Genomic DNA, 3,513 nt, shown 5'->3' on the forward strand with positions numbered 1-3,513 from the left:
AGTTCATTCTGCGACGCTTTAGCGCCTACAGCCGCGTGAACTTGTCGAGATGCAACCGTATCCGCTGGTCTTCCGCAAAGGCCATCGCAAACGATTCCAGATCGAATGAGCAGGTCAGTTCCTGGTCTTCATCAACCACGCGGACGAACCATTCGCCGCAGGCTTCGACTAGTTCAACGCAAGGGTGGGGCTTGCCGTTCGGCGCAACGCTATCCATCACAGCCTCCCTAGAAAGCAATGAGTAACGTCAATTCTTGTAAGTACATGGTAGATGAGGTTACGCGACGTCAAATGTGTGTACGTTTTCGTACCAAAGGCGCGTCAGTGAATTGTCGCCTTGCCGGCGGCGCTCTAGCTTACGGTGGCGGTAGTCCCTCCAAGAGCCGCAGTGGTCGGCGCGGGCAGGCAACGCTCCCTTCACCCGCAACCGCGCCGACCATCTATGAGCGGCTATTCGGCGACATCGTTGCGCTGATCGAGGCGAACGAAGCCGAGAAGCCGGCTATTCGCGGCCCATACAAAAAGAGCGTTTCAAGCTAGCCGTCGCCTTAGGACGTTGGCTCATATATGCTTAGCGGAACGCATGGGAGGGAAGGATGCGCGTCGCGGCCTTCTAGTCAGCGCTGTTGCTTCATGGCCCGCGCCTCTCGCAGAAGCGAGTTGATAGAGGGGCCGATCAACCGGACCAGTTCGCGAGCTTGTTCGACGGTTATACCCGTTTCTCTCGCAAGCCACTCCGCCAACTGATTCTCTGGCGTGCCCTTAGATTTCTCTTCCGGCATGGCGAAGCATTCCTTTAGAGCCGAACTTGCTCGACAAGGCTGAGTTCCGGACTAACGGCACTTTTGGTCGCGTCCCGGGACGTGGTGTAGCTCGGCGGTAGTGAAGCCGTTCGCGAGCGCGCCCTCGATAGCGCTGTAGCGAGCGAGCGGCTTTGCGGTGGTCATCGACAGTTCGCCGGTAAGGTCGGGTTGCTGACACCAACCTGATTCGAAGGAACCATCGATGACCGACGACATGATGAACCTGCGTGCGCTCGTGGAGAAGACTCCAGATTCCGATCTCTTGCGCGAGATGATTGGCTTTGCCGCCGAGCGGCTGATGGAACTCGAGGTTGGGGCCGCCACCGGCGCCGCCTATGGCGAGAAGAATCCGTTGCGCACGGCCCAGCGCAACGGCTATCGCGAGCGCGATTGGGAGACGCGGGCCGGCACCGTCGAGTTGCGCATTCCCAAGCTCAGGAAGGGCTCCTACTTCCCCGGCTTCCTCGAGCCGCGCCGCATGGCCGAGAAGGCGCTGACCGCCGTCATCCAGGAAGCTTATGTGCAAGGCATCTCGACACGCTCGGTTGACGACCTGGTCAAGGCTATGGGGATGAGCGGCATTTCGAAGAGCCAGGTCTCTCGGCTGTGCGAGGAGATCGACGGCAGGGTCAAAGCGTTCCTTGAAAGACCCATCGAGGGCGATTGGCCCTATCTGTGGATCGACGCCACCTACCTGAAGGTGCGCCGCGGCGGCCGCATCGTCTCGGTCGCCGTCATCATCGCCGTCGGCGTCAACGCGGACGGCCGGCGCGAGGTGCTGGGCATGGAGATCGGCACCTCGGAGGCCGAGCCGATCTGGACGGAGTTCCTGCGCAAGCTGACCCGCCGCGGCCTGCGCGGCGTCAAGCTCGTCGTCTCCGATGCCCATGAAGGCATCAAGGCGGCCGTCACCAAGGTGCTGTCGGCGACATGGCAGAGGTGCCGCGTCCACTTCATGAGGAACGTGCTGGCCCATGCCGGCAAGAGCGGGCGCCGCGTCGTCTCCGCTTTCATCGCCACCGCCTTCGCCCAGGAGACGCCCGAGGCCGCATCCCTACAATGGCGCGCCGTCGCCGACCAGATCCGACCGAAAGTGCCGAAGCTGGCGACAATCATGGACGACGCCGAGCCCGACGTGCTTGCCTACATGACCTTCCCGAAGGAACATCGCGCCAAGCTGCACTCGACGAATCCGATCGAGCGTCTCAACGGCGAGATCAAGCGGCGCACCGAGGTCGTCGGCATCTTCCCCAACGACGATGCGATCGTGCGCCTGGTCGGCGCGATCCTGCTCGAACAGAACGATGAATGGGCCGTGCAGCGCGCCAGATACATGACGCTGGAAACGATCAGCCAGATGAGCGATGATCCCCTGATCAGCCTGCCAGCCGTGGCGCGCTGATCTGCCCGGCCCATGCCGGAGAGCGCGGCGACCAAGCCGTCAGCTACACCACTCCCTGGGACACGATCGCACTTTTCAGGCAATCGGCCGGCGCTGGAGCGTCACTGCCCCCAGCCGGAAGCGGCTCGAAAAAGTGCCGGCCAATCTGAATTTGACTCCCTACGAGGATCTTGAGGATTACCCGGCACTACGCCGTTCATCGGACGACGAAGGATACCCTTTCGCACACCTGCTGCCTATTGCCGAAGCGATTTGTTCGGGGTTCAACTCCCGTTCTTTCATCGCCTCGACTTGCCACATTGACCGATCGCTTTTGAACGTGATCACCTTCAGGCCGGCATAGTTGCACAGGGCCATCACGTCCGCGTCGTCATGGTATTTCTGGAAAAACCATCGGCCCTCGCGATAGAAGCCCGATAGCCCGTCCTTATCCATGAACTCCCCCAGCCGGCGACGGTAGCGTTCCTTTTGAAACTCGACCGTCTTGCGGAGGTAGTAGCGGATTTCCTCTTTCGAGCGGCCCGCGAAGAACACGCGAGCGTCAGGCTTGGCTTCAACGAGATTTCTTAGTCCCATCTGCCGACCTGTGTCGGCCAGGCCGGCGCGCTCAGCAAGCCAGTTGGATACCCGATATGTCCATGTGGCCAGGGGGCGTCTGGCTCTAGTGCGGAACATTTTAGCAAGAGCTGCATTTCACCGGTCGGTTTAGTCAAGGAGGCTTTCTTGACCCAACGACGCGTAGACAAAGAACGGATCGAGCCTAATGATTGCGAATCAAAGCTAGCAGTTAAGGCTGAGCGCGTGGCGAGAAATGCCAAGACGGCACGGTTGCGCGAGCAGCGACTTTCCGTGCGAGCAAACGCCTCGGAGCCGTCTCGCATAAAAAACGGGCGCGGACCTAAGAGCTGACACAGAAAATCGTTCAGCAAGACTGAGGCGGAACCGAACAGTGTACGCGAGCCCGCGCACAGTCCTGGTGGGGCCAAGTGAGCTATCAGCCGTGTGTGCTACTAAATGCCATTCAGTCTCCGGCGAACGTCACGATGAACTTGCCGAAATTCTTGCCGTCCAGAAGGCCAAGCAACGCCGCGGGCGCATTTTCCATGCCGTCTGCGGCATCCTCCCGGTCGCGAAGCGGCTGGATGCCATCCAGTCGGCATGCTCGCGATATAGGTTATTGCCGGCCTTTGGCCATGGCGTTCCCCTCGCGGAAGCCTGCAGCTCTGGCGGAGAGCGCGGGCCGATCGGGTTGCAGCCCGGTCTTCGGAGGGTGATGGAGTGCATCACCTGCCGCAAGAGAGAACTCTA

At 60.7% G+C, this 3,513-nt stretch carries 4 protein-coding genes; 1 reads left to right on the top strand and 3 read right to left on the bottom strand.

Going from position 1 to position 3,513, the window contains the following annotated elements; genetic code table 11:
• Nucleotides 1-25: 25 nt before the first annotated feature.
• Nucleotides 26-217, bottom strand: a complete 192-nt coding sequence (locus JT360_RS32830) for a hypothetical protein (protein WP_214477540.1) — start codon at nt 215-217, stop codon at nt 26-28.
• A gap of 400 nt (nt 218-617) precedes the next feature.
• Nucleotides 618-782, bottom strand: coding sequence for a hypothetical protein (locus JT360_RS32835; RefSeq protein WP_214477542.1), 165 nt, complete (start codon nt 780-782; stop codon nt 618-620).
• Between the two features lie 223 nt (nt 783-1,005).
• On the opposite strand from JT360_RS32835, the gene JT360_RS32840 reads away from it, so the two are divergent.
• Nucleotides 1,006-2,205: an IS256 family transposase gene (locus JT360_RS32840; protein WP_214477543.1), complete on the top strand. Its 1,200-nt coding sequence runs from the start codon at nt 1,006-1,008 to the stop codon at nt 2,203-2,205.
• 177 nt (nt 2,206-2,382) lie between these two features.
• Here JT360_RS32840 and JT360_RS32845 read toward each other — a convergent pair whose 3' ends face one another.
• Nucleotides 2,383-2,781 (bottom strand): hypothetical protein, encoded by a 399-nt coding sequence (locus tag JT360_RS32845; protein ID WP_214477544.1) that lies wholly within the window; start codon nt 2,779-2,781, stop codon nt 2,383-2,385.
• Nucleotides 2,782-3,513 lie beyond the last annotated feature (732 nt).

The sequence above is a fragment of the Mesorhizobium sp. dw_380 genome (genome assembly GCF_018588885.1).
Taxonomy (GTDB): domain Bacteria; phylum Pseudomonadota; class Alphaproteobacteria; order Rhizobiales; family Rhizobiaceae; genus Mesorhizobium.